The organism is Paenibacillus sp. Y660 (genome assembly GCF_057221575.1).
In genome coordinates, this window is sequence record NZ_JBXBBJ010000031.1 from 29,572 (window position 1) to 50,886 (window position 21,315).

Consider the following 21,315-nt stretch of genomic DNA (forward strand, 5'->3'; position numbering starts at 1 on the left):
GTCTTTGCTGCTGTTTATTGAGCGTGCTAATGGCTATTCTTCCTGCTTATCGATCGTTATCGCTAGTGAAAACTCAATAACTGACCCATCATCATTATTAAAATCGATATACCACTCGCCTGCTTGTTCCAAACCAACCCACATTTCGCCGGCATATATAGTGCCAGGTGCAACTGAAGTTTCATATTTGTTGCCTAAGTCGGATTTGAGCCGGACTTTCAGCTTCTTTTTGCCTGTATTATTAACGTACAATTGCAGTAACTCCTTCTTGCCATCAGGGCGTGCTTAACCATTCGTCAGTCATATCCGCAGCATCAGACATTGCAGTCTGTTTCAGTTGCGCACTGTATAAGCCACAGTTCCTTCCTTGTAGAAATGTAAATTATTGTTGATATGCGATATTCGCATATGCTATAATTAATCAAATTAAAAGGCAATGAAACCTAGGGTTCAACCTCGTTCAAGAATGAGGTTGGGCCCTTTTTTTCATGCCTTTTATCTATTTTAAAGGAGCGATCAAACCATGCAATTAGACGTCATGTATCACAGAATGAAACAAAACTGGTCCTATGCTTACGATGAGAAAACGCTTCATATTCGCCTGCGCACAAAAAGGGATGATGTTGATACTGTCGTCCTACATTGTGGGGATAAGTATGGCTGGGATCATACGAATTCCTCCGTTCCCATGGCGATATTTGCGTCAGATGAACGATTCGATTACTGGGAAGCAGCTATTCAGCCGCGATACCGCAGAACCGTCTATTATTTTGAAATTCGCAACCAAGAGCAAGTCGTGTATATGCTCGAAAAAGGATTTTTTGATGAGGCCCCTGATGTTATTTATGAAGGATTGTTCGATTTCCCTTTCTTGAATCCTATCGATATTATTTCTCCTCCTGCATGGGTTAAAGATGCGGTATTTTATCAAATCTTCCCTGAACGCTTCGCTAATGGGGACAAAAGCAATGACCCAGAGGGTGTGTTGCCTTGGGGCGGAACTCCAACTCCTACTAACTATTTTGGCGGCGATTTGCAAGGCGTACTTGATCATTTGGATTACTTATCCAAGCTTGGCGTTAATGCCATCTATTTCAACCCATTATTCCAAGCCACTACGAATCATAAATACGACACGCAGGACTATTTCAAGGTTGATGCACATTTCGGTACAAATGAGAAGCTCAAAGAGCTGGTTGAAGCCTGTCACCAAAGAGGCATTCGCGTCGTGCTCGATGCGGTATTCAATCATTGCGGCAATACGTTCCCTGCGTTTGTTGATGTTGTCAAAAATGGACCTAAATCAAAATATGCCGATTGGTTCTTCATTCGCGAATGGCCGCTGGATGTGAAGGACGGCATCCCGACCTACGATACGTTTGGCTTTGAACCGATTATGCCGAAGCTGAATACTGAGAACCCAGAAGTACGGGATTATTTGCTTAGTATTGCTCGGTACTGGATCGAAGAAATTGGAATTGACGGCTGGCGGCTTGACGTGGCTAATGAAGTCGATCATCATTTCTGGCGTGAGTTCCGCAAAGCGGTTAAGGAGATCAATCCTGAGGCTTATATTTTGGGCGAAATTATGCATGATTCCATGGCGTGGCTGCAAGGCGATCAGTTTGATGCCGTTATGAACTATCCTTTCACAAACGCACTTTTAAATTTCTTTGCTCATTCTCGGATTGATGCAAAAGGCTTTGCTGATGCCATTCAGCGGCAGATTGCCAGCTACCCGCGCCAAGTCAATGAAACCTCCTTCAATTTACTCGGCAGCCACGACACGACTAGGCTGTTGACGTTGTGCCAAGGCAATAAAGATCGGTTTAAGCTTGCGTATTTGTTTGAATTAACGTTTGTTGGCGCTCCTTGTATCTACTACGGTGACGAGATCGGTATGGATGGCGAACATGATCCTCATAACCGCAAATGTATGGAGTGGGATGTCAACAAGCAAGATCAGAACTTGCTTACTTTCTTCCAAAACATTATCCATCTTCGTCTGAAGCATGAAGTGCTTCGTACAGGCAGCATCCGATTCTTGGCTCAAAGCAACAAGCAATTGCTTACCTACGAAAGAGAGAATGCCGATGAACGCTTCCTTATCGCGATTAATAATTCGAATGCTGTAGCAGCTTACTCACTTAGTGAGAGCAACGAATATGAATGGATCGATGCGCTTTCCGGTGAGTCTATCAAATCCGGTTCCAAGCAATTAAGATTGCCAGCTTTCGGATACTCGATTCTTAAAGCTAAGGTTAAAGTTAAAGCTAGCGTGTAATGATGGGATCGGCTTAAAATGAACAAGAAAAAGGTCGAGATCAGGGTGATAACCCTGGCTCGACCTTTTTTTCTCAACACGAAAACTAACCTACTATCCTACTCAACAAGTAAAAATAATCGCCTGATACGGCTGAAGCTTCACCTTATTCGCTGATAGAGCGGCAGATGATAGCTGTCCCTGCCTGAAATGGCTATCTATTCCCACCTTCCACGCCGCATCAACATGCCGGAAAGGCGCCAATGACAGCTCCACAGCCTGATCTCCACTCAGATTAAAGCAGCAAATCAGTCGTTCCTCTTCGTTCATATATCCATACACAACAACATGTTCTGGAGATTCGGCGACAAAAAACTTTTCTGCATTCATCAGATTTCGCTTAAGGCTTTTGAATTCATGAAGCTCAGATAACAACGGAATCATCGATTCCGACTTTGACCAATCAATTTGCATCCGGTTGAAGAACGCCCGCGGAATGTCAGCTCCATCTGTATTATCGCCTAATCCGCAATTCAGCGGCAGCTCTTCGTTCATTTCAAATCCAGTCGTAATATATGGAATAGCATTCGGCAAAAACCCATTAAACACAGCGATCATTCGCGCCAGCGCTACACCTCCCCTGCTCGTAATACGCGGGGTATCCGCCGTCTCTGCGCAGGCAAATACATGAATGGCAAGCTGCGGAAGCTCCTTCAAGTATGCGGTTAAGTTGTCTTTGGTAATGTCAGTCATAATGTTCCAGCCACTGCCGAGCATAATGTTATAACCCACTGCAGCCGCTTTCTGGTGATTGCGATTAAATAGATCCTCGCTAATGAGCAGCGCTTCCGGCTTGATTGATTTTACCACATCAAACATCTCATCAAGCAGCGGAACCGGCAGCACATGCCCAATATCGATGCGGAAGCCGTCAATGCCGTACGTGTTTAAATTGAAGCGCAGCCCTTCAATGAGCAAATCCCATAATTCACGGTTCGGCTTCTTTGCCGGGTAATAGTTGCATTTGATCGTATCAAATAATACATAAGGTGCTTGATCCGGTTTAATTAAATGCTCCACAAGCGGATTGTTATCCGCATACAAGCGCAGGAACGTAATGTCCGTCCATATCGGCTGAACATCATTGATCCAGTCCGAATGAGCAGGGGCCGTCGTAATCCCCATCTCCTCTTCAATTAAATGAAGCAGCTCCTCGCCTGTCTCTTGGGAACGATGCTTCAACTGCAACCAAAGCTCCTCATTCAGATCATTAGGCGGCAACGAAAATTTCGCTAAAAAAGCTGCCGTTTCTCCACTTCGATACACCGTCTCAAGCTTGTCCGGTTTGCATTCCTCGAAGAAATCAAGCTCAGGAATTGGCGGCGGCGCGAAGCCCTCCAAAGCTTCGTTGTGAATCCAATACACCCACTCAGGATGGTTACGAATCAAATCACTGTTTCTTGCAGTGACTCTAGGAATAAAGTCCACCGTCACTTTAATATCAAGGAGATGGCATGCTGCTACAAGCGCAGACATTTCATCATTAAGCGTTATTGAAGTCATATCATCCAACAATGGATCATGAAGATTTGGATCGAGTTCGAACATCGATTGTACGGCGTACGGTGATCCGATATCACCTTTTAAGTTAATTGTGCTGTACCGTGTCACCGGGAGCATGTACAAAATGTTGACGCCCATTTGCTTGAGCAGCGGAAGCAGCAGAATCATTTTTAGAAAAGTTCCAGACTCAATGTTTCCGTCATGATCAGTGTCCCAAGCAGTAGAATAACGAACAAGCGAGGAGTAGATTACACTTTCATCCAGATTGGTTGCTTCCTCCAAGCGGTAACGATGTGCTTCTCTGCCCAGCTGCTCCAAATGAGCATCCAGAAACGGATATGCTGCAACCAATATTTCACCTTGCTTCACCTCCAAAATATCCGCATAGCCACAAGTGTTCCAGACAGCTGGCAGCCATACTAGCGTTGTGTTATCACTAATGCGTGAGCGTATAAATGAAGAAATACGAGCCAGCGGGGACATGTCCTCTAGAACCATTGCTTCGGATGGATGATTATGCAGTTTCGTGTTCATTTCCACCTTCACCTTCCCCATCGTAAAAGATAATTTCGGTAAACTCTGTTTGATGATCTGTTGGCTCCCACGTTTTCGAAAATAAACCAACACTGATGACCGGCTCGCTTATTTTAAATGAACAAACTAGCTCCCAGTCCGCTTCACATTCATGCTTGACACGGAAATACAGCTCGTCACCACTTGCTTCGATGCACAATCGATGTTTTTCTTGCACATCCGGTCTAGCAAACAACTCGTAGTTGTCCGTTCTCTCCGGGTAAAATACACCAAGCAGCTTGCGCCGGGCATTGCCAAACATAATTTTGCTATGATCCTTGAACTTGACGATTAGACCGCTATGATAGCATGGGCCGTATTTGTTGCGATTTACTACAGTTGCTTCCATGCGGAATTGCTCCTTCGTCGGTGTTGCGAGTAGCTGAGGTGCTTCATCCTTCACGATCCACGTATCGTCGATTCGGGCTGTCGTATGAATCATGGTGAGGCTGTCCCTTTGCCTTACTCCGTTTTGTGCATTCAAATTGAATTCCGCAAAATTACCGATTCCCGCAGAAGCTTCCTCGTTTAACGACCGTTCATGCAAATTAGCTCCTGCCAGCAATTGCCGAAGTGTATGGAAAAACATCGTCTCCATCTGGGCTATCCGCGTTGCTTCTATTTTAAGGTCTTTCACCTCATACCTGCGATCAGCTACCCGATCAAATAGTGCCAGCCGGAATTGTTCCCATTCCTCGCCGATGGCAATGCTGAGCAAGCGCAATTCATCAATACCCGACTGTTCCACCTGCAAAGATTCCATGAAAGAAAATAATTGATCATAATAGACTGACTTATAGTTAGTCAATGGTATAAGCTTTGTAAGTCTGGATGTATCCCTGCGAACCTCGATTTCCTTCAGCATCTCTTCTTCTAAATAAAGGATAAGTGAGCTGTCCTGCGTCCAACGCTCCAGCAGCTCCAAATGCTCACATAATAATGAGCGCTTATCCATTGCTTCTTGCACGTCAGCCCGTTCTTCCAGCGATAACAAATACGGAATCGAACCTTCTGGGCACCAATGCTGTGCATAAAAGCGGCTCATGCTGACTAATTGCTCCGTCTGAATGACGAAGTCCTTATAAACCGGCAGCGCCCCTCCTTCAATATGCATATTGTCCAGCACATAAACAAGGTCACGCTTCGCGTCGTAGCCTTTTATAACAAAATAATGCGTATGCGGCTCGCCTAAATAATGATTGGAATAATAGAGCCCATACAAATCCCCGGGAACTAACATCCGCTGCCCGTTCCTCAGCCCTTCCTGCAATAATGCTCTTAGCTCATTAGCATCGTTGAAGGTGACTTTACTTATATCCAATTGAAAAGCTTCTTTCAGCTTTTTCTCATATAAATCCACAAAATCCGCATTCGGCTCCGCCTCACGTTCAAACGGACTTTCTTTCCACTTATCTGCAAAAAAGGTCATATAAAAATTGTAGCGGAACAGGAACAGCTCAAAATATCCGCGTTGAAACGACTCAAACAATATCGCCATCGGTTTCGTAAAGCAGTTAACCTGCTCCCAGCGATAGGCGTCACGATTCGTTGTTATCGCGCCATTAATGGTAATGGCGGAAGCTACCTCTTTGTTCACCGAAGTGTCTTGCCATGGCTCGAACACAAAAGCTCCATGCCGCTTTCGCAGCCGTTCCGCAAGTCCGCTCGCGGTTGGCTCGGCATATATATCCGATGCTTGTACCGGAATTCCGCGATCCTTCATAACAGAAATAACTTTTAATACATGAAGTGAATGCCCGCCTACTTCAAAGAAGCTGTCGGAATGACTAATATCATGTCCAGCCAAGATGGACAGCCAGCAATTCACAATCGTTCGCTCGAGCGAATGTTCGACAGCTGCTGCTCCCTCTTCCGTTTCGTCAGCTTCCGGCAGCGATACAGTCGCATGCGACGTTGTTAAACGCTTAGCAGCTTCTACGGACATTGCAACTTCTAACTTCACTACTTGGGTTTTTGATGTTTGCGATTCAGCCATTAAAGCTGCTTGAGCTTGCGATACTCCTGTCGTTTGCGGGTCTGGCAACGCTTTGCGATCCACTTTGCCATTTGGAGTAAGCGGCAATTGCTCCAATTGAATATATCGGGAAGGAAGCATATATCCCGGCAAATGTACCGCCAATTGACTTCTTAGCACAGAAGACTCAAGCGCCCGATTCACCTTCACATAAGCAATCAACTCTTGAATGCCACTTGGGCTGATCCATACAACGACAGCGGCCATATGAACCGCTTCAAGCATCATCAGACAGCTTTCAATCTCACCAAGCTCAATCCGATATCCACGAATTTTGACCTGCTGATCCATCCGGCCCAAATGCTGCAATTGCCCGTTTGGCAGCCATTTCGCCAGATCGCCTGTACGGTACAGCTTTTGCCCAGACTCGAACGGATGCGGCACAAACTTCTCATCCGTCAGCTCCGGCCGATTCCAATATCCCCTTGCTAAGCCATAACCCGAAATACAGAGCTCACCAGCCATGCCGATCGGCAGCAGCTCCTGATGTTCACCTAAAATATAAACGGAGGTATTGGCGATCGGTCGCCCAATCGTAATAGCTTCTTCGCTTGTTAGCTCCTGCATCGTAGACCAAACGGTCGTTTCTGTTGGTCCGTACATATTAAATAATCTTGCTTTTGTAATCTGCGTAAGCTGCTCACGCAGCACAGCCGGAAATGGTTCTCCGCCGAGCAACATATAGTTCAAACGGCCAAGTGCCTCTGCAGCTCCCTCATCCGCAAGCAATAACAGCATTCGGGATGGGGTCGTTTGCAGCCATTGTATCCGCTCGTTAACGATTAGCTTATTAAGCAAAGCGCCATCCACTTGCTCAGCCTCGTCTGCAATTACAATTTTCATGCCAAAAGCAAGGGGGGCTAACGTTTCCAATACAAAAATATCAAACGATATCGTCGTCACGCACAGCATGATTGCCCCTTCTTCAAACGGCAACTGTTCCTTCATCGCCGCTATGAAATTAATGAGGGAATGATGCTGAATCATTACGCCTTTTGGCTTTCCGGTAGATCCTGACGTATAGATCATATAGGCCAAATGGTCTGGTGTATTAACAAATGACAACTGGTTATTATAGCGATCACAGCCGTCTATCGATTCATCCAACGGCTCATCAATAGATACCTCTAGACATTTCATCCCTAGCTTTGCCATTGCCTTTTGCTGGCGAAGCCCTCGCTGAACAAGTATCGTCTGTGCGCCGCTATCCTCCAGCAAATAAGCAATTCGATCACGTGGATATGCAGGATCAATCGGCAAATAAGCGCCGCCCGATAGTAAGACGCCATAAATAGCGACGATCATCTCTATTGAACGATTCGCCATTATAGCAACGATACGATTAGGACCTACACCAGACTCACGCAATTTCCAAGCGATTTGATCCGCTCTTTTATTCAGCTCCGAGTACGTCATCTCTTGATCCTTAATTGCAAGAGCAATGGCGTCTGGCCTTTGCGCAGCCCCTTCCTTCAACCATTCCACAATTGACTTGTAACGCGGCAGCTCAAGCTTTGTCTCATTGAATGCATAGAGCTGCTGCCGCCTTTCATCCTCAAGAACAACAGATAAGGAACTTATTCGTTGCTCAGAGTTATTAAGCAATTGCCCTAATAGATGACGCAGCACAGCAATCGTTTTCCCAATTGACTCATCTGTAAACAGACTAGTCTTATATTGGATATCGATGGTATAGTCATTCTCGCCATTCCAATCATTGATGACAAATTGCAGCGCATTGCCCTGATTACCGCTATATATTTCGCGATGTTTTACAGCCATGCCATCCAGCTCTGTCAACAAAGTTGTATTAAACACGTTAACGGAAACTTGAAATACTTGCTCCAGACCAATCCTGCGCAGCTCAAGCTGCTGAACAAGCAGATCATAAGGATACTTCTGATGAGAGTGACTCCGCCGAATGATACGATTAAGTCTCTCAAAAAACGGAGATACCTGCTCAGTTGCATCCATCTGTACTCGCAATGGCATCGTACTGGTGAATACACCAAATATTTTCTTCTCCAATTTCCCTATGCGATTAAATACTGGCGTCCCGATGACGAGATCATCCCGCATAAGCGTTCGTTGCAAATAAAGCAGGACAAGCCCCGTCAGCATCGTATTTTCCGTACAGCCAAGCTTCTGCGCCAGCTTTCTGAGCGCCCCCGTATCTTCTTCCCCTAATCGGAATGATTGCCTCGCGCCTGCAATGTAGCTGCTGCTGTCCTCTGGGAACATCGGCTCTGGCAAATGCTGAAGACTTTCTTGCCAAAATAATCGATCACGCTCGGCGCGGCTGGAAGCCAAATACGTTTGCTCCTGATGTCGCCAGCTCAAATATCCGACAGCCTCTTCATCAGGAACATTCTCATCCTGCAGCAATAGCTGCTCATACCTCTTGCCAATACCATCAATAAATAATTGCAGAGACCAGCCATCCCCGATCATATGATGAAACAACGTCAAGAAACCGCAATGCTGCTCACTAATACGGAACATCGTAATCCGAAATAAGCAGCCGTCCATGAGGGGAATAGGCGTATTCTCCTCACGGTTTAACCATTGCTGCATGGCTTGCTCGGGATCATCTTCTACCGAGAAATCCATAAATGCTGTAACGTCTTCTGCAAGTCCACTCTGTATGAATTGCTTCAGCTCGCCGTCCTCCTGTACGAATCGAAGCCGAAACGCTTCATGCTGATGGAGAACCAAACGAATCGCATGCTCCAGCAACTTAAAATCCACTTCGCCCTCGATCAGGCTTAAACAGCCAACGACATGAATAGGGCTTGCTTCATACCGTTGCTCCACGTAACTAATCCGCTTCTGAGGATGTGTTAAAGGAACTAGCTGCACCTCATTTAACACAGATTCCACATTTAATCCCTCCTTTGCGCATCATGTTGGCGACATCTATGCAGATATGCTTTCCTCACTAGTCGTTAAATTCCGTACCCACTTACCTGAGCGGAGCCGCTGCCAGCCAATGACGAACCGAACTAGTTCTTCTAATGAGAGGAAAAAATATACCCAAAAAATCGGCTGCTTCCATACAACGGACAGCAGTAAGCCAAGCGGTACGCCGACCAGCCACGTAGCGGTCGATTCCATTGCAAAGACGAATTTGCTGTCGCCTCCACTTTGCAACACGCCTCCTGCCATAATCATATTGGCAACCTTCACCCAAATAAATGCTGCGAACACCCACAAAATATAAACGGAAAGCTGATCTGCTTCTGCGGATACCTGGAACAATTTCGTGTAAAGCGGCGCAATTAGAGCAATCACCACACCTAATACAAATGCGGCAGCAATACCAAACCGAATGAGCCGCTTAGCATATTGTTGCGCAATTACAGGTTCACCAGCTCCGAGCTTATTGCCAACCATAACAGCAGCAGCCCCGCTAATACCGGTCAATAGGCCAATCATTAATCCTTGCAACGGGAACGTAATCGTCATCGCTGTCATTTCAACAGTGCCCATGCGGCTGTAAATAATCGCATAAACCGCCTCACTTAAAACCCATACCAATTCAGTCAGTACAAGCGGATACATCGTAATGAGAAACTTGTTTGCGAGCGGCCTTGAAATGCTAAACAGCTCTTTAAGTGACGTGCCGCCAGGCAGCCGATATTTGTAGACGGACCCAATAATAAGCATGCTTTCAACTACACGTGAGATTAAGGTGGCATAAGCCGACCCTGCCAGCCCTAATTTCGGCAAGCCAAAATGACCAAAGATGAGCAAATAATTCAACACAATATTCAAAATGACCGTAAATAAACTAATATACATAGGAAACTTCACATGCCCTGTACTCCGCAGCATTGCAGAGTACAACATCGTCAGCATAGCTGGAACGAAGCTAATTGCAATAATTTGCAAATAAATACGCCCATTGCTAAGAATGCTGCTATCCTTCGTAAACAAGGACAATAACAAGTCTGGTTTGGCAATGATTATTGCCGCGAACACTAGCGATAATGCGAGACCAATAGCGAGTCCAAGGCCAAGCAGCTGCGAGATGCTTTTCCGATCCTTGCTGCCCCAATATTGCGCCACATAAATCGAAAGCGCACCAGCAAGGCCAGCTAATACAACCGATACAACGCTGTTAATTTTGCTCGCAATACCTACCGTTGCAATAGCGGTATCGCCAAGCTGTCCGACCATCACCTGATCCGTCATAAACAGCAATGACATCACTAAGCTTTGAAGCGTAATCGGAACAGCCAGCTGGAGAAGTGTTTTATAAAAACTATTACTTTCGGCTTTACCCATGTTCGTGCCTCATTCCTAAGAAGTTAACTTATCAGCTTATCCATTCATTCGCTGCTTCTGATCTTACATAACGCATTAACGTATAATTTCTTTTTATTTGAATATCTGCTACTTCAAATTTTTTCGTATACGACAAATCATTGTAGCCTTGGCCGTCTACGAGCGAAATGTTCGAGGCACCGCCGATAATGATTGGAAGCTGCATCAAAATAATTTCATCAACTAAATCAAGATCAAACACATGCCAGTTCAGCATGCCTCCCCCTTCTACCATCAAATGACGGAATCCATAATTCTTTTCTAGTAAAGGGAATAATTTTCCGAAATCGACAAGCTCTTGACCGCATACGATCACCTCTTTGCCCCGGCTCCGAATCCATTCCTTCTTCTCTTCGTCTGCTCCTTGCTCTGTCGTTATCATAATGGTACGTTCATCGTCCATAAAAATATTGCTGTCGAGCGGCAAATCCATCGTTCTTGTCGGCACGAGACGAACCGGATTTTTTCCCGTTTCATAACGATTCGTTAGAAAGGGATTGTCTGTGCAAATCGTATTTTTGCCGACCATTATCCCGTCCACTTGCCCACGAAAGCGATGAATGAACTCCATATCCTCCTGCGTAAACAATTGAAACAATTCCTTGCTTGAATACCCGCTTCCGAACGTTAATTTGCCATCAATGGACACTTGGCTGAACACTGTTACTTTCATTCATTTCATCCTCCCCATTTTTTTCATGCAAAAACTGCTCGATCTGCGCCACAACTTCCTCCGACACATCCACCATCTTGCGACAAGCGCCCTCAGCATTCCCCTGCTCTAGCTCCGCTAGACCTGCCTCCAAACCTACCCAAGCTGCAATCATGAACGGGCTGACCGGAATCGGTCTACTCGCGTTCGCCATCACCATTAAGTTTTGTCTGTTCGGGTCTGCTGTCGCTTGCAGCTTCTCCATCGCTCCCGTCCGTACAGGAATTCGTTGTGCCCGCTCTGCCCAAGCAAGCTGGCTCTCATCCTCCAGCAGGAACGCAGCAAACTTGCGAATATCGTCGCCAAGACTGGAGTTAATGGAATCGTTGGGGAAAATAAGTCCAATTGAAGAGGACATCGAAAAGGAAGCTTTGCCAGCAATCGCAGGCAAATGTGCAACTCCCAGCTCATCGCCCATCTCGCGCTGCAAGTAGTTGTAAATCCACTCGCCCGTAATAATTGCACTGATTTGTCCAGCTACAAACTGCTCCAGCAGCTCGGTCGCACCGTCAAAGCTCTTTAATACGCCTTTTTCTCGTTGACTTTGAACGTAGGCGATAGCCGCCTCCATCTCAGGGGTACCTAGACTCGGTTTATTGTTATGCATCGGCCAGCCGCCAAACGCTGTCAGCAACGGGATGAAGCTGTACGACTGCTTGATATCTATTCCAACAGGTGTAATTCCTTTGTCATTCAGCTCCGCAGAACGCTCGCTCCACTCCTGCCAATCCAGTGGCGGATTCGTATACAACCCGCGATTATAATACAAAGCTAGATGGTTGCCTGTCAGAATAGGCAATCCTGCTTGATAGCCGTCCACCAGCATCGATTGCAAAACATGCTCGCCAATAATCCCCTCATACCAAGCAAGCGGAACCGCAGACAACAAAGCACTTTCCTTGTATGACGCCATGTCTGAAGGGACGATTGCCATATGAGGCCCTTCTCCTGTCCGATAAATATGCTTTATTCGCTCCCCCAGCTCCGTAATGCTCATCGACTCCAGCCTAATGTGTACGCCATGCTGCTCCTCGAATTTTTCACATAGCTGCTCAAGCACTTCAATAGACGTATCTCCTTGCCCATCAAATTCATGCCAAATAACAAGCTCCGTCAATTCATCATCCCCTTGTCTTTAATCCATTTGTATCTCAAGGAATAAATACGGTTTTCATCGTTTCCTTCACTTGCCCGCTCTCTTGTGCTTTGCTTACGTTCAGCAGCTCCGCAATTGCTATTTCATGCTCATCAAGTCGGTACCTCTTCGTAACCATGCCGTCTAGCTCATTCAATTCCGAAGCAAGCTTTAGCGCGTCTTGAAACGTATTCAGATATTCACCTGCTCCAATCACCTTAATCCCTTGCTGCAAATAGCTCGTCGGTTTGAACGTATGCTGGAAGCCTGCGTGAATGCCAAACGGTACAATTCGGCCACCCCTGTCAACAAAACGTTCTGCGGAATGAAATTGATTGCCGACAGCATCAATAACAACGTCGAATTTACGCTCACCTAACCATTTGCTGACAATCGCTTCATTCAACAGCTCCGGGTGAATCGCAACGTCTGCGACAGAAGCTGCTTGCTGAAGACGGTGGGGATTCACCTCCGTAGCTGCTACGAAGCCAGCCCTTCTTTTGCCTACAATTTGACACAGCAGTCCCATTGGACCAGAGCCAAGCACGAGTACAGCATCGTCATTACGCACTTGCGCCTCATTGTAATTGTGCAGAACGCATGCCAAAGGCTCAATGAATACCGCTTGTTCCCAGGTCATATGATCCGGTATAAGATGTACAAACTGCTCATCCGTTACGAAAAAACGCGCAAACGTTCCTGACTCTGTGATGCCGGATACAGCCATTCCATCTCCATTTACCCCAGAGCATAAATGTGGTTTGTCCCTTCTGCAAAATCGGCATTGTCCGCAGCTTTTGTTCGGGTCAATGACTACCCGGTCGCCTACGCGCATGCTAGTAACCTCACTCCCGACTTCAACGACAACACCTGCCGCTTCATGCCCTCTAATGACGTCATAATCTCCCCTCTCCTTGCCTGCAGCCACAGCGAGATCTGTTCCGCATATTCCAGTCATCGCAATTTCAACCTTTACTTGCCAAGGTGATCCGATCTGAGGCTCCAGAGCGGTGATAAGCTCCAGCCTATTGCTCCGTGACCACACAATTGCTTCCATTCGATTACGCTCCTTTTCCAGTGTTGTGCACTGCGTTATGGGTCGTGTGACGTCGGAGCAGCCGATAACCAAATGCAGGCAGTTCCATCGCTAGCATCCCCGCTTTCGCAATCAGCACCTCGCCTGACCACACATCCACCCAATGCTCATCAGCATTCGTATCCTTTACCGAAACGGACAAAGCTGCGGCTTGCTCGGATACATTCATCGCTACGATAAAATGCTCGCTGTCATCCCATCGCTCATAAGCGATTTTGTGATCTCCCGCTTCCGCATGCAAAAACCGATATCCACCATAACGAAGTGCTGAATATTGCTTGCGCATAACGATCATTTGTTGATAGAACTCAAATAATTGGCTGTCTTGACGATCCTCATCCCAAATCATGCAGCGCCGATTATCTGGGTCATCTCCCCCGCTCATCCCAATCTCATCACCATAATAAATACACGGCGCACCGTAATACGTGAATTGAAACAATACGGCCTGCTTTAGCTGTTCCGTATTGCCTTGACACAGAGTCAGCATTCGCGCTGTATCATGACTCCCTAGCAACTGGAAGGACGCCTCCACTACTTGCAGCGGATAAGCAACCATTTGGGCGCTTACGGTATCAGCAAATTCCTTGCCATCGATTCGACGAGCAGCAAAAAACTGAATAGCGCTATAACGAACAGGGTAATCCATCACCGCATCCAGCTGGTCCCCTTGCAGCCAAGCCATCGCATCATGCATCATTTCACCAACCAAATACACATCCGGCTTAATCGCTTTTACCGAATCTCGAAACGTTCTCCAAAACCGATGATCAATTTCGTTCGCAACATCGAGCCTGAATCCGTCAATATCACATGTTTTTAGCCAAAACACTGCTATATTAACTAAATATTCAATCAATTCTGAATTTGACGTGTTGAACTTTGGTAAGTTAGCTTCGTAACCGAACGTTTCATACGCCGGTGCGTCGCTCTGCTTATTCCATTCATCCCTCCATATAAACCAGTCCGCATAAGGCGATAGCCGCTTATTTTTCATCACATCGACAAATGGCGGAAACGTATGTCCACTGTGATTGAACACAATATCAAGCAGCACTCGAATGCCTCGTTGATGGCACTCATCCACCAGCTTTTTTAACAATTCATTATCGCCAAACTGACGATCTACGTTATAATAATCTGCTGTATCATACTTATGATTCGTCTCCGCCTGGAACAATGGAGTAAAGTAAATACATGTAATGCCAAGCTTCGTCAAGTAATCCAACCGATCTAGAACACCTTGCAAATCACCGCCGAAAAAATTAAGTTTCGTAGATGTCTCTTCCCATTGCTCGGTCTGCACTGGATCGTTAGCATGATCACCATTAGCAAATCGATCAGGGAAAATTTGATACAATACAGCATCCTTCACCCAATCCGGTGGAGTGATCCTGTCCCTCTCATGTGCATAGGGGTATTCAAAATTACCAAAATCATATTCTGCCGCATATTCCTTGCACCAACGCTCCGCATAATACAGCGATTGATCTCCTGCATGCAGCAGAAACCGGTAGCTAAGCCTGCCGAATATGGGCTGTACTTGTACTTCCCAATAATCATAAAGTGCATCAGACAGCAGCTTGTACATATCAGCCTTTTGTTCTGTCTTGTACCAGTTATACTTGTCCCCATAACAGACCTGAACACTTTCGACATCATTTTTCATCGTCCGCAGCCTTAAATAAACGACATTTTGTTTATAAATAAACGCCCAATTTTGCTTGTGTCTATGGTACAGCGCCTCTACGTTCAATCCGTTCACCTCTTTCTTGAAACAAAAAAAAAGCACAACCTCGACTTAGCCGAGGTTGTACTTTTCAGTAGCATTGCCTGCATTTGAGATTGAGTATAGCATCAAAAAATTGTAAATTCAATATGTTATTTACTAAAAAAAAAATCCACACAGGCTATTGACAATCAACGCATTTCACTCATAAAATATTAGGCATAACACGAAGGTTTCCAAAATAAGGGCTATGCCTTTTTGAACCGTTATGCGGTTTAAGAACAACCCCGGATCTCTTTTTTAAGAGAACGCTCCGGGGTTGTTTTTGTTTTGGGAACAAAGTCAAATATGGGGGGGAATAATAACGGCTTCAAGCAACATCCAACAAATTGTAAGCGAATACAAAAAAAGAAAGGTGTGTTCTTAGTGGCTCAAAAAATTTCGAGACCCGTCATTTATCTACTATTTGCTCTATTGCTATCACTTGCCCTGCTTACGCCTATCGGCAGTAAATCTATTGTTGAGTCAGCACCAGCTACATCTGTTCAAAACAAACAAAACTTCTCTACGGATGTCATTTATCAGATCGTAACCGACCGTTTCTCTGACGGCAACGCAGCTAACAATCCGACAGGAAACGCTTTCTCTGCAGGATGTGCCAACATGCGCGTCTATTGCGGCGGAGACTGGGCTGGTATCGTAAACAAAATTAACGACAACTATTTTACCGATATGGGTATTACAGCACTTTGGATTTCACAGCCGGTTGAAAATATTTTTTCTGTTATCACAAACTCTGGTGTTCACAATACTCCCTATCATGGATATTGGGCACGCGATTTTAAAAAGACGAATCCTGCTTTTGGCAGCATGACGGATTTTCAAAATCTGATCAATGCAGCGCATGCCAAAAACATCAAAATCGTCATCGATTTTGCACCAAATCATACCTCGCCTGCATCAGAAGATGATCCTTCGTTTGCCGATAACGGCAGGCTTTACAATAATGGAACATTAGTTGCAGGCTACACAGGCGATACTAACGGCATCTTCCATCACAATTTAGGAACAAACTTCTCGTCCACAGAAGATGGCATTTACCGCAATTTGTACGATCTTGCCGATATTAGCCATAACAGCAACACAATCGATACTTACTTTAAAGATTCCATTAAGCTTTGGCTGGATATGGGAATTGACGGCATTCGTGTTGATGCAGTAAAACATATGCCTTTCGGCTGGCAGAAGAGCTGGATGTCTTATATTCATAATTACAAGCCTGTATTTACTTTCGGGGAATGGTTCCTTGGAACTAACGAAATTAGCCAAGAGAATTACAGCTTCGCTAATCATTCTGGCATGAGCTTGCTGGACTTTGAGTTCGGTCAGAAGGTACGCCAAGTGTTCCGCGACAATACAGCAAATATGTATAATTTGGACACTATGATCTCTGGCACTGCGTCTGCTTATACGCAAGTAGCCGATCAAGTTACTTTTATCGACAATCATGATTTAGACCGCTTCCAAGTAACAGGTGCATCCGGCCGCAAGCTGGAACAAGCGCTTGCATTCACTCTAACTTCACGCGGCGTTCCTGGTATCTACTACGGTACAGAACAATATTTGACAGGCAATGGCGATCCTAACAATCGCGGCATGATGAATTCCTTCAGCAAAACAACAACGGCATACAATGTCATTAAGAAGCTGGCGCCGCTTCGCAAATCGAACCCCGCAATGGCTTATGGTTCGACGCAGCAGCGCTGGATCAACAACGATGTATATGTTTATGAGCGCAAATTCGGCAACAATGTTGCTGTGGTTGCTATTAACCGTGGCGGCTCAAGTGCTTCCATCAACGGATTGCTTACTTCTTTGGCAGCAGGTACGTATGCCGATGTTCTTGGCGGAACGCTGAACGGCAACAGCATAACAGCTGCAAGCGGTGGTGCAGTTAATACCTTCTCACTTGCTGCAGGCGCAGTTGGTGTATGGCAATACACAGCAGCATCTGCTGCTCAAATCGGAAACTTCGGTCCAGAAATGGGCAAAGCAGGAAACACTGTAACAATCGACGGAACAGGCTTTGGCGCAACAAAAGGAACCGTATTTTTCGGAACAACTGCTGTAACTGGCGCTAATATCACTTCATGGGAAGATACACAAATTAAAGTTATCGTTCCAAGCGTAGCAGCGGGCAAATACAATGTGATGATCCGTACAGCAGCGTCTGTAGACAGCAATGCTGTTGCTAGCTACAACGTGCTTACAGGCACTCAGGTAACCGTTCGTTTCGTAGTAAACAACGCTACAACTGTCCCTGGCGAAGCCATTTATCTTGCTGGAAATGTAGCAGAACTTGGCGGATGGGATACGAATAAAGCGATTGGCCCTATGTACAATCAAGTCATCTATTCTTACCCAACTTGGTATTTTGATGTGAGTGTACCAGCAAATACGACTTTAGAATACAAGTACTTCAAGAAAAATGGTTCGACAGTCACTTTCCAAGGCGGAGCGAATAAGACATTCGTTACTCCAGCAAGCGGAGTTGCTACAGTTACAATTGGATGGTAATCGCTTAACATCCTAATCAACTAGAGCCGCAACAAAAATCCCGCAGGACTCATCTATTCAAGATGATGTTCCTTGCGGGATTATTTTTTTAAAGGGATTGACAGACCTTTGCCAACTGCCTTTATGAAGCTTTCCTTTAATGTCCAAAGGTCGTAAAAGTATGACAGCCCTCCCTCTTCTCCTTTTGCAACTAAATCAACGTATTCTTCTGGGGCAAAAAATCGTTTGGCTACGTCGTTCTCAATGGGGCGAACTTCTTCAATATCTATTCCGACTAGCCCTCCGTTCCCTACAATGGCAGCAACCCACGTTCCTGAATGAGAAAGATTGAAAGAAAAGCTCTGATCCAAAGCCAAGGTTGGCTTGCCATACGGATCGTATACAAAGGTTATCTCTTGATTCTCCACACGGTACTTCTCCATAATGATTGAACGAATTAATAGATCAGCCAACAACGCTCTATATGCATCAGTTTTCTGCTTAAACCGACAAATCCGCAGCTTTTTGTCCTCCGAAACAGCATTCAATAGCTTTGCAAACAGCTCAGGATCTATCTGCTGATCAGGAACTTGCAGTGCGTATACCTCTAACATGTTCTCCTCTTATGAATCAATAGCTTCAAGCTGTCCAGATTGGCGCAAATCGTTCCAGCGATAATAGTAAACACTCCTATTATCGACAACCAGGTAATGGTCTCCCCGTATAATAGAACCCCAAGTATGAGGGCAATTGTCGGTGAAATATAGAGCCAAGTAGCCGGAAAGATGGGATTTGTTTTGGCAATCAGCCAATAGAAAAGACTGTGTCCTACCATTGAACCGATAACAATCAAGTAGAGTAATGACCCGATTGCTTTTGTCGTTAACATGCTCTGGACGTCCACTTGTTCTGTAACCGATGACAGAATAAGAAGCAGCAGTCCTCCCCAAATCATCTGAACCGCGTTTAGGGCAATAGGCGATGCTTGCGGGAAACGTTGAATGACTTGTTTGGAATATAGGGTGCCTGATGCATAAAAGAGTTGTCCGAATAAAATAGCGATGCAGCCGTTAATCCACCATATATCATGTCCCAAGGTCAGGCGAGGCAGCAGCAAAATGACGATTCCTGCGAATCCAACCATACATCCGAATACGGAGCGTGCTGACGCCTTCTGCCGCATGACAAGAACTTGCAGCACGAGAATGATCATAGGTGCCGTAGCTGATAAAACTGCAGCGATACCGGATGAGACATATTGCTCGGCCCAGTACAAAGTCGCGAATGTCCCGAACGTCAGACCTATTCCAGTCAGTAACATTTCTTTGCGAATGAACAGAGATAAGCTTGCTTTTTTCTTCCATACCAGCCAAAGAAACAGTAGCAGACCCGCAGCAAAGAACCTTATTCCCGCTGAGAAGAACGGCGGCGTGGAAGCGTCAACCCCTATCTTTATGGCCAAAAAAGTCGTGCCAAAAATGAAACATATGAGCAAGTAATTGATAAAAATCATGGATGCTCCCCCCTCTTGCTACGTATCATACAACGCAATGAATAGAACAGATGTATAATAGCAGAACAGATGGCCGAAGCATGATATATAATAAACGCTAAGGGGGAGGAGAAATAATGAAGAAGGTACAATCATCCACGCATGTTACCAAGCTGCTTTTCAGAGAAGCATACGATTATATAATGACCAAGATAGAGCGTGGAGAGTTGAAAGCTCATGACAAGCTCCCTTCAATCAGGCTGCTCGCCCAAGATCTCAAGATACATCGGCTAACGGTATTTCGAGCCTATCAGTTATTGAAACAAAACGAGAAGGTCTATGTTAAGGAGAAATCAGGTTATTATGTAAGTCCAGACAATCCGAAAGAGGCTATATCCGAACCTATGGACATTAGCCCTCAAGCCTCTTCCAGCTTGCTCAAAAATTCCTTGTCAGAAATTCAACAGATACCTGTTACTTATCAATTCTCCCAATCACTAATCGATCCGAATTTGCTGCCAAATCTATATCTATCCGAATATGTGAAAAAAGTTTTTGATATTTATCCAAAATTAATGGGTACGTACTCTAGTGTACAAGGGGATGAAGAGCTTCGCGAGTTCCTTAGCCGCTACTTGATGCGAAATCACAGTCTTCAACTGACAGAAAGCGATCTGCTCATTACGACTGGCGGTCAACAAGCGATTGACTTAATAGCCAGGGTCTACATTAAACCCATGGATTACATCTTGGTAGAGAGACCTACTTATAGCGCTGCGCTCGATATTTTCCGCCAGCAAGGGGCACGGTTTCTCCCTGTCGACATTTACCCGAGCGGCTATGATTTGGAGAAAGTTGAAATGCTCATGAAACAATATCGCCCCCGTATTTTTTATATGAATCCTACCTTTCATAACCCGACAGGATATACGGTTCCTGCTGCCCAGCGTAAGCTGCTTGTTGAACTGGCTGAACGTTACCGCTGTTTGCTAATAGAAGATGATGCGATTCACGAAATGTATTTTGATCAGCCGCCTCCTCAGCCCTTTTTCTCATACGATACAGATGGGTGGGTTGTGTATCTCCGCAGCTTCAGTAAATATATATCGCCTGGTCTGCGCATTTGTGCCGTCATCGGTCGTCAGTCTGTCATAAAGCCGCTAATTATCGCAAAATCTTTGGCTGACAACGGCACTCCGCTGGTCAATCAGAAAATATTTTTGCATTATTTCGAGTCAGAACGGATGACACAGCACTTAGATAAGCTGCGCATCGCCCTCCAAATCAGAAAAGAAATTGTTGAGGAGGAACTGTCTGTTACCGGATGGAGCTGGATTAGTCCAAAAGGAGGCTTTAATTTGTGGCTGAAGCTTCCCGAAGCGCTTCCTGTGGATGAGCTTTTGAACGAAAGCATCCGGCAATCAATCTCTTTTATTCCCGGTATTATCTGTGATCCGCTCAGAGAAATGCGATCATGGATACGTTTCAGCTATTCGTTTGTAAATGAGGGGCAATTGCGAGATGGAGCAAGGCGTCTTGCAGATATCGCTCGGAGATACTAGGGTATTTTAAGAGACAAACAGAAAAGAATCTGTCCCAAAGCCTATCATGATTTCTTTCGTCCACCATTGAAAGAATTTCAACAAATGAATTTGTAATGAGAGGACTGTAGTTCCGTTATATTTGCGGTTTTGACCATTTAGGCGTATTAGGCGGACAGGAGATCCGTCCCTCTGGTATTATGGGTTTTTCTCACGTATGCTCACTCATTCGCAGGATTTCAAATCACTTAGAGTTGGTGATGAAGTTGGAGCTACAGGGGAACTCGCCCCAAA

Annotated in this window: 13 protein-coding genes; 3 read left to right on the forward strand and 10 right to left on the reverse strand. The window is 45.4% G+C overall.

All coding sequences use genetic code 11. The features are described 5' to 3' along the window. Positions 1 to 33 precede the first annotated feature (33 nt). The gene (locus AC2TDN_RS23290; RefSeq protein ID WP_484690339.1) at positions 34 to 252 is read right to left on the reverse strand and encodes a hypothetical protein; all 219 of its coding nucleotides are present in this window, start codon (positions 250 to 252) and stop codon (positions 34 to 36) included. A 271-nt stretch (positions 253 to 523) separates the two neighbouring features. On the opposite strand from AC2TDN_RS23290, the gene AC2TDN_RS23295 reads away from it, so the two are divergent. Beyond that, positions 524 to 2,284 (forward strand): alpha-glycosidase, encoded by a 1,761-nt coding sequence (locus AC2TDN_RS23295; RefSeq protein ID WP_484690340.1) that lies wholly within the window; start codon positions 524 to 526, stop codon positions 2,282 to 2,284. A gap of 102 nt (positions 2,285 to 2,386) precedes the next feature. On the opposite strand, the gene AC2TDN_RS23300 is transcribed toward AC2TDN_RS23295, so the two are convergent. The 7 genes from AC2TDN_RS23300 to AC2TDN_RS23330 are packed head-to-tail and all read right to left on the reverse strand — an operon-like array spanning position 2,387 to position 15,459. Further along, entirely contained in the window at positions 2,387 to 4,360 is a 1,974-nt protein-coding gene (locus AC2TDN_RS23300; RefSeq protein ID WP_484690341.1) for an alpha-amylase family glycosyl hydrolase, read from the reverse strand. Continuing rightward, a complete protein-coding gene (locus AC2TDN_RS23305) occupies positions 4,341 to 9,314 on the reverse strand; it encodes an amino acid adenylation domain-containing protein (RefSeq protein WP_484690342.1) in 4,974 nt (1,657 codons plus the stop codon). Before AC2TDN_RS23305 ends, AC2TDN_RS23300 begins: the two co-directional genes overlap by 20 nt. Before the next feature lie 36 nt (positions 9,315 to 9,350). Further along, positions 9,351 to 10,721, reverse strand: a complete 1,371-nt coding sequence (locus AC2TDN_RS23310; RefSeq protein WP_482067441.1) for an MATE family efflux transporter — start codon at positions 10,719 to 10,721, stop codon at positions 9,351 to 9,353. 31 nt (positions 10,722 to 10,752) lie between these two features. Further along, on the reverse strand, positions 10,753 to 11,433 hold the full coding sequence (locus tag AC2TDN_RS23315; RefSeq protein ID WP_065385434.1) for a dihydrofolate reductase family protein: 681 nt from the start codon (positions 11,431 to 11,433) through the stop codon (positions 10,753 to 10,755). Beyond that, entirely contained in the window at positions 11,399 to 12,589 is a 1,191-nt protein-coding gene (locus AC2TDN_RS23320) for a sugar ABC transporter substrate-binding protein (protein ID WP_484690343.1), read from the reverse strand. Before AC2TDN_RS23320 ends, AC2TDN_RS23315 begins: the two co-directional genes overlap by 35 nt. Positions 12,590 to 12,623: 34 nt before the next feature. Continuing rightward, positions 12,624 to 13,664: a zinc-dependent alcohol dehydrogenase gene (locus AC2TDN_RS23325; protein WP_482067443.1), complete on the reverse strand. Its 1,041-nt coding sequence runs from the start codon at positions 13,662 to 13,664 to the stop codon at positions 12,624 to 12,626. A 4-nt stretch (positions 13,665 to 13,668) separates the two neighbouring features. Continuing rightward, on the reverse strand, positions 13,669 to 15,459 hold the full coding sequence (locus tag AC2TDN_RS23330) for an alpha-glycosidase (RefSeq protein ID WP_482067444.1): 1,791 nt from the start codon (positions 15,457 to 15,459) through the stop codon (positions 13,669 to 13,671). A gap of 399 nt (positions 15,460 to 15,858) precedes the next feature. Between AC2TDN_RS23330 and AC2TDN_RS23335 the strand changes: the two genes are divergently transcribed. Further along, the gene (locus tag AC2TDN_RS23335; RefSeq protein WP_484690344.1) at positions 15,859 to 18,009 is read left to right on the forward strand and encodes an alpha-amylase family glycosyl hydrolase; all 2,151 of its coding nucleotides are present in this window, start codon (positions 15,859 to 15,861) and stop codon (positions 18,007 to 18,009) included. 80 nt (positions 18,010 to 18,089) lie between these two features. Here AC2TDN_RS23335 and AC2TDN_RS23340 read toward each other — a convergent pair whose 3' ends face one another. Together AC2TDN_RS23340 and AC2TDN_RS23345 are read right to left on the reverse strand one after the other, a co-directional pair. Beyond that, positions 18,090 to 18,602, reverse strand: a complete 513-nt coding sequence (locus tag AC2TDN_RS23340) for a 4'-phosphopantetheinyl transferase family protein (RefSeq protein WP_484690345.1) — start codon at positions 18,600 to 18,602, stop codon at positions 18,090 to 18,092. Beyond that, on the reverse strand, positions 18,596 to 19,501 hold the full coding sequence (locus tag AC2TDN_RS23345; RefSeq protein ID WP_482067446.1) for a DMT family transporter: 906 nt from the start codon (positions 19,499 to 19,501) through the stop codon (positions 18,596 to 18,598). Before AC2TDN_RS23345 ends, AC2TDN_RS23340 begins: the two co-directional genes overlap by 7 nt. A 116-nt stretch (positions 19,502 to 19,617) precedes the next feature. Between AC2TDN_RS23345 and AC2TDN_RS23350 the strand changes: the two genes are divergently transcribed. Continuing rightward, positions 19,618 to 21,042: an aminotransferase-like domain-containing protein gene (locus tag AC2TDN_RS23350; protein WP_484690346.1), complete on the forward strand. Its 1,425-nt coding sequence runs from the start codon at positions 19,618 to 19,620 to the stop codon at positions 21,040 to 21,042. Positions 21,043 to 21,315 lie beyond the last annotated feature (273 nt).